Annotated in this window: 7 protein-coding genes; 6 read left to right on the plus strand and 1 reads right to left on the minus strand. The window is 70.2% G+C overall.

Features of this window, described 5'->3' with window-relative positions; translation table 11 throughout:
- On the minus strand, positions 1-515 hold a 515-nt coding region (locus tag HMPREF0058_RS02385; protein ID WP_040319636.1), incomplete at its 3' end, for a 3'-5' exonuclease.
- Between the two features lie 250 nt (positions 516-765).
- On the opposite strand from HMPREF0058_RS02385, the gene HMPREF0058_RS02390 reads away from it, so the two are divergent.
- The 6 genes from HMPREF0058_RS02390 to tpx all read left to right on the plus strand — a co-directional run bounded on the left by HMPREF0058_RS02390 (position 766) and on the right by tpx (position 4,973).
- Entirely contained in the window at positions 766-1,563 is a 798-nt protein-coding gene (locus HMPREF0058_RS02390; RefSeq protein ID WP_006548072.1) for an NADPH-dependent oxidoreductase, read from the plus strand.
- A gap of 16 nt (positions 1,564-1,579) precedes the next feature.
- The gene (locus tag HMPREF0058_RS02395; RefSeq protein WP_006548073.1) at positions 1,580-2,479 is read left to right on the plus strand and encodes a serine hydrolase domain-containing protein; all 900 of its coding nucleotides are present in this window, start codon (positions 1,580-1,582) and stop codon (positions 2,477-2,479) included.
- Positions 2,480-2,573: 94 nt separating this feature from the next.
- The gene (locus tag HMPREF0058_RS02400) at positions 2,574-3,473 is read left to right on the plus strand and encodes an AarF/UbiB family protein (RefSeq protein ID WP_006548074.1); all 900 of its coding nucleotides are present in this window, start codon (positions 2,574-2,576) and stop codon (positions 3,471-3,473) included.
- The gene (locus HMPREF0058_RS12265; protein WP_161800699.1) at positions 3,389-3,655 is read left to right on the plus strand and encodes a hypothetical protein; all 267 of its coding nucleotides are present in this window, start codon (positions 3,389-3,391) and stop codon (positions 3,653-3,655) included. The genes HMPREF0058_RS02400 and HMPREF0058_RS12265 overlap by 85 nt, the downstream gene beginning before the upstream one ends.
- Positions 3,656-3,658: 3 nt before the next feature.
- A complete protein-coding gene (locus tag HMPREF0058_RS02405) occupies positions 3,659-4,189 on the plus strand; it encodes a hypothetical protein (RefSeq protein WP_040319489.1) in 531 nt (176 codons plus the stop codon).
- Positions 4,190-4,475: 286 nt separating this feature from the next.
- Complete coding sequence (gene tpx, locus HMPREF0058_RS02410) at positions 4,476-4,973, plus strand: thiol peroxidase (protein WP_006548077.1); 498 nt, start codon at positions 4,476-4,478, stop codon at positions 4,971-4,973.
- Positions 4,974-4,991 lie beyond the last annotated feature (18 nt).

The raw sequence follows: 4,991 nt of genomic DNA on the forward strand, positions 1-4,991 counted from the left end.
AAGTGCCGTGCCCACTCCATCGTGCACACGCGAGGCACGCGCGCGCCGCGGGCGAGGTGGCCGCGCGTGCCCAGCGCCTGGGTGAGGAAGCCGACGTCGAAGCGCGCGTTGTGCGCCACGACCACCCGACCGGCGAGGTCGCGCACCAGGAGGTCGGCGACGTCGTCGAGGCTGGGTGCGCCGGCAAGGTCGTCGGGTAGCAGCCCGTGGATGAAGGTGGGGCCAACCTCGATCGCGCCGTCAGGCCCTGCGCCGGGGTTGATGAGAGTGGACCAGGTGCGTTGAGGTGTCCCGTCGGGTGCGGTCAGGACCAGGCCGATCTCCAGGATGGCGTCAGTAGCGGGGGACAGTCCCGTGGTCTCCAGATCGACGACGGCGTAGCCGACCTCGCAGGGGTCGGCCGGCTGCGAGGCTGGCGTGGCGGCGGAGTGCAGCACCGAGGCGTTGGCGGACTGCGGCGCTGGGCCGACCGTGGGGAGAGGACCAAAGCTGCGTGAACGACGGTAGAAGGGCATCGCGGACATGCTAACCGGGACTGAGGGCGCCTCCTCTGACCACCCATGCCTCCACCGGCCACCTCTCTGCCGACGGACCACTCATGGCTCGACCGACCACTGCAAATGCGCGAATCCGGTGGTCGGTCGAGGATTAGACGGTCGGTCGGCGCATTGACGGTCGGTGGGCACCGGCACCCGGCACAGGCCTCGCCCAGGGCATCGGCCTCGCACCCGGTGCAGGCTTTGCCCCCGGCGTTAGGCTCGCCTCATGACTGACGCCGCATCCGCACTGCGCACCGCCCCCGAGGCTCCGGTCCTCAACAGCACGATCCGCGCCCAGCTCGCCCACCGCACCATTCGCTCCTACACCGACGAGCCGGTCAGCCCGGAGGTCATGGAGACCCTGCTGGAGGTCGCCCGTCACTCAGCCACCTCCTCCTTCCAGCAGCAGGTGACCATCATCCGCGTCACCGACCCGGCTCTGCGCGAGGAGCTGCGTGAGGTCTCCGGCCAGCCCTACGTGGGCGGGACCAACGGGGAGCTGCTGGTCTTCGTCGTCGACCTGCACCGCAACGCCGTCCTGCGCGAGCGTGCCGGCGCGTCCCTGGAGCCGCTGGAGCGCACCACCTTGTTCCTCCAGGGCGTGGAGGACGTGGTGATCGCGGCGCAGAACGTCGTCGTCGCGGCGGAGTCGCTGGGGCTGGGCACCACCTACCTCGGCTCGATCGGCACCGACCTGCGCCGCGTCATCGCCGCCCTCGGCCTGCCCGAGCGCACCTACCCGCTGCTTGGTCTCCTGGTAGGCCACCCCGGCCAGGAACCCCAGTTCAAGCCGCGCCTGCCGCGCGAGATCACGGTGGGCACCAACTCCTACCCGGATCTGGAGGCGCACGAGGAGGCGCTCGCGGTCTATGACGACGCCGTCGAGCAGTACTACGACATGCGCGACACCGGCCGCCGCGTGGACTCCTTCACCACCCAGATCGCGCGTGCCCTGGGCAAGGGCGGGTCCTCGACCTTTCCGGTGGCGGAGGTCCTCCACGAGCAGCGGCTCTGCCTCGACTAGACCTGGAGGCGCGTCCATGACTGTCTCGACCACGCACGACGGTCGTAGCCTGCCGGCGCTGGAGGCCTTCGACTTCCCGGTGGGCCTGGTGCTCACCGGCGACGGCCAGGTGCTTGCCGAGGCCGGCGAGACCGACGAGGTCTTCCCCTTCGCCTCCGTCACCAAGCCGATTGTCGCCTGGAGTGCGCTGGTCGCCGTCGATCGTGGGCTGCTGAGTCTGGACGATCCGGCGACGCCGGCCAGCAGCGGTGACGGTGGCGGTGCCGGCGGCAGTGACGACGGCGGGGCTCGCGCAGGCCACCAGGTTGCGCTGCCTGGGGCCACGATGCGCCACTTGCTATCGCACTCCTCGGGCATCGCCTTTGACTCCGACGCCGTCCTGGCCCCGCCGGCGCGACGACGCGTTTACTCCAACCGCGGCATCGAGATCCTGGGGGAGCGCCTCGTCGAGGCCACGGGCACGCCGCTGGAGGAGTGGGTGGAGACCACCGTGCTGGAGCCGCTGGGGATGGCGAGCGTGAGCGTGCCTGGATCGCCGGCCTACTCCGGCCAGGGCAGTGCCGGGGACCTGTCACTCTTCGCCCGCGAGCTCGCCGCGCCCACGCTCGTCTCGCCGTCGCTGGCCCGGCAGGCCTGCGACGTCGTCCTCCCGGAGCTCGACGGCGTGCTGCCGGGGTACGGGCGCCAGTCTCCCAACGACTTTGGCCTCGGCGTGGAGATTCGCGGCTCCAAGCACCCGCACTGGACGGGGGCGGGCAACAGCCCGCAGACCTTTGGCCACTTTGGCCAGGCCGGCTCCTTCATCTGGGTGGATCCGGTGGCCGGGCGGCAGGCCGTGTTCCTGGGGGCTCGGCCCTTTGGTCGCACGCATGTGGAGGCATGGCCCGCGCTGAGCGACCAGTTGCTGGCGCTGTGACGACGGCGGACGCTCCGGACGGCGGGCTGCGCCGTCGGGCGGGCTGCTGTCACAGCGCGCCATTTGTGTCACGGGGGTCTCCTGCACTCGCAGCATGACCCTCCTGGAGCTGATGTGGCAGGTTCTGGCCACCCTTGCTGTTGCGGCGGTGCTGGCGGCTGCGATCCGCGCGATCACGCCGCAGGTCGGGCTCGTGCGGGCTCTGGGCGTCTCCCTGGTCGTGGTGGTGATGACGATCCCGCTCACGCGCTGGGCCGGCACGCTGCTCGGGATCATCCAGGAAGGGCAGCTGGCCGTGAGTGCCGGTCTGGCCATGGTGGTGGCGGCGCTCGTGCTGGCCTGCGTCGTCGTGGTGGCGATCATGCTGCTCGTGGCGCTGGAGGCGGTAGTGCCCACCGGATCGGTTCCTGGTCCCGTGAGCTTGGCGCGCGAAGGCGTCAAGGCGTGCCGCAGGAGTCTGCGCTACGCTCACCTGGCGTGGATCGTCTCACGCTCGGGCCTCGGGGCAGCGTTGCGGGAGGGGCCACAGTCTCCGGCCTTCGGGCAGGCACTAGTGCGCACGCTCAACCAAGCAGGCGTTACCTTCGTCAAGCTGGGCCAGATTCTGTCCACACGTGCCGACCTGCTGCCGGCCTCACTGACGGAGACCTTGGAGGAGCTCCAGTCCTCGGCCGCACCGGTGCACGGAAGCCAGGTGCGTGAGCTGCTGACTCAGGAGTGGGGTGCCTCGCCGGACGAGGTGCTGCATCATCTGGAGCCGGAGCCCTTCGCCGCCGCCTCGGTGGCCGAGGGTGCCGAGCGCCTGGGAGCGGAGGAGCGAGGACGCCTGGCGCGCGAGCTGATGACGGCCACCGCCCGCTCGATCCTGGTTGAGGGGTCTTCCACGCGGACCTGCACCCGGGCAACATCATGCTGCTCGACGATGGCCGGCTGGGTCTGCTGGACTTTGGAGCGATCGGCGTCATCGACGCGGAGACGCGACAGCTGCTGGTAGCGCTCGTGTCCGCTGTGGTCGCTGGTGACAACGTCACTGCCACGGCCGCCCTGCTGATGGCCTTTCCTGCCAGCGGCGCGGTGGAGGTAGACCGGGGCAGACTCCAGCGTGAGCTGGGACGCGTCATGACTCTCCTGGCGCACACGGGTCAGGTTGACCCGGCCACGGTCTCGGACCTGTAGGGCATGCTGCGTGACAACGGCATCACGGTGCCGGGCGATGTGGCGGGGGCGGTGCGCACGCTGACGTCCTTGGACGGCACGCTGCGCGCGCTCGACCCTGAGCTGGGGCTCATGCAGGCGGCGCGGGAGGTGGTGCCTGCCCTGGTGGCCGACCTCGCCTCGCCTCGGCGCAACGCCCAGATCGCTGCCCACACCGCGCTGACTGCGGCGTTGGTGGCCCGCCGGCTACCTGAGCGCGTTGAGCGGGTGACGGACCAGCTCTCGCGGGGTGAGCTCACGGTGGGGACCCGGCCCTCGGCGTCGGACCGCGGCTGGATGCGTGGGGTGGTGGACGACGTCGTCACGGGGGCCTTGGCCTGCGTGTGCCTCGCGATGGGGCTGGTCTTCGTACTGGTGCCGGGCGGGGTGCGCCTGACTGCGGTGCTGACCTCGCACCACCTGGCCGCGGCAGGCCTGGTGCGTGTGGGAGTCGGGCTGGGCATGAGGTTCGTCGTGCGTGTGCTGGGGCGGTGGAGTGGCGCAGCCATGAGTTGATTGGAACGTGCTTTGGCAGATGCGGACGGTCATTGGTGATTGGTACGTGCTCTACGGGAGCTGTATGGCGCTGCGCAATCGGGTAGGCACGTTCCAATCGACAAGGCGACGCTCCAAAGGGGGCGTGGCGCCGTGTGGTGCTGTCCGGTGCGCTGCTGGGGCTGGGCTGGCTCGTCCGGCGTGCTGTCCACGGTGCGCTGGCCCACACGCCCCGGCCGCCGTCAGCGGAACTGAGAAGTTACTGGGATGACTGGTGCCGCTACTCATCGAATGAGATGATGAGTTCATGGCTTCAATCACGCTGCAGAACAACCCCGTCACCACCGTTGGTGAGCTCCCCGCCGTCGGCGCCGCCGCCCCCGCCTTCGAGCTCGTGGGCGCGGACCTCACGCCGGTGACCAGCGAGCAGCTGGCCGGCCGCCGCGTCGTCCTGTCCGTCTTCCCCTCCGTTGACACCGGCGTGTGCGCCCAGTCCGTGCGCGAATTCAACAAGCGCGCCGCCGAGCTGGACAACACCACTGTGGTGTGTGTGTCCATGGACCTGCCCTTCGCCCAGGCTCGCTTCTGTGGCGCCGAGGGGCTCGACGGCGTCGTCACCGCCTCCGGCTTCCGCTCCACCTTCGGTGCGGACTACGGCCTGACCATGGCTGACGGTCCGCTTGCCGGCCTGTACTCGCGCGCCGTCGTCGTCATCGGTGCGGACGGCAAGGTTGCCTACACAGAGCAGGTCCCCGAGATCAGCCAGGAGCCCAACTACGAGGCGGCCATCGCCGCGCTGGCCTGAACCGCGGTCGGGCGCGGG

This window comes from Actinomyces urogenitalis DSM 15434, assembly GCF_000159035.1.
Lineage (GTDB): Bacteria > Actinomycetota > Actinomycetes > Actinomycetales > Actinomycetaceae > Actinomyces > Actinomyces urogenitalis.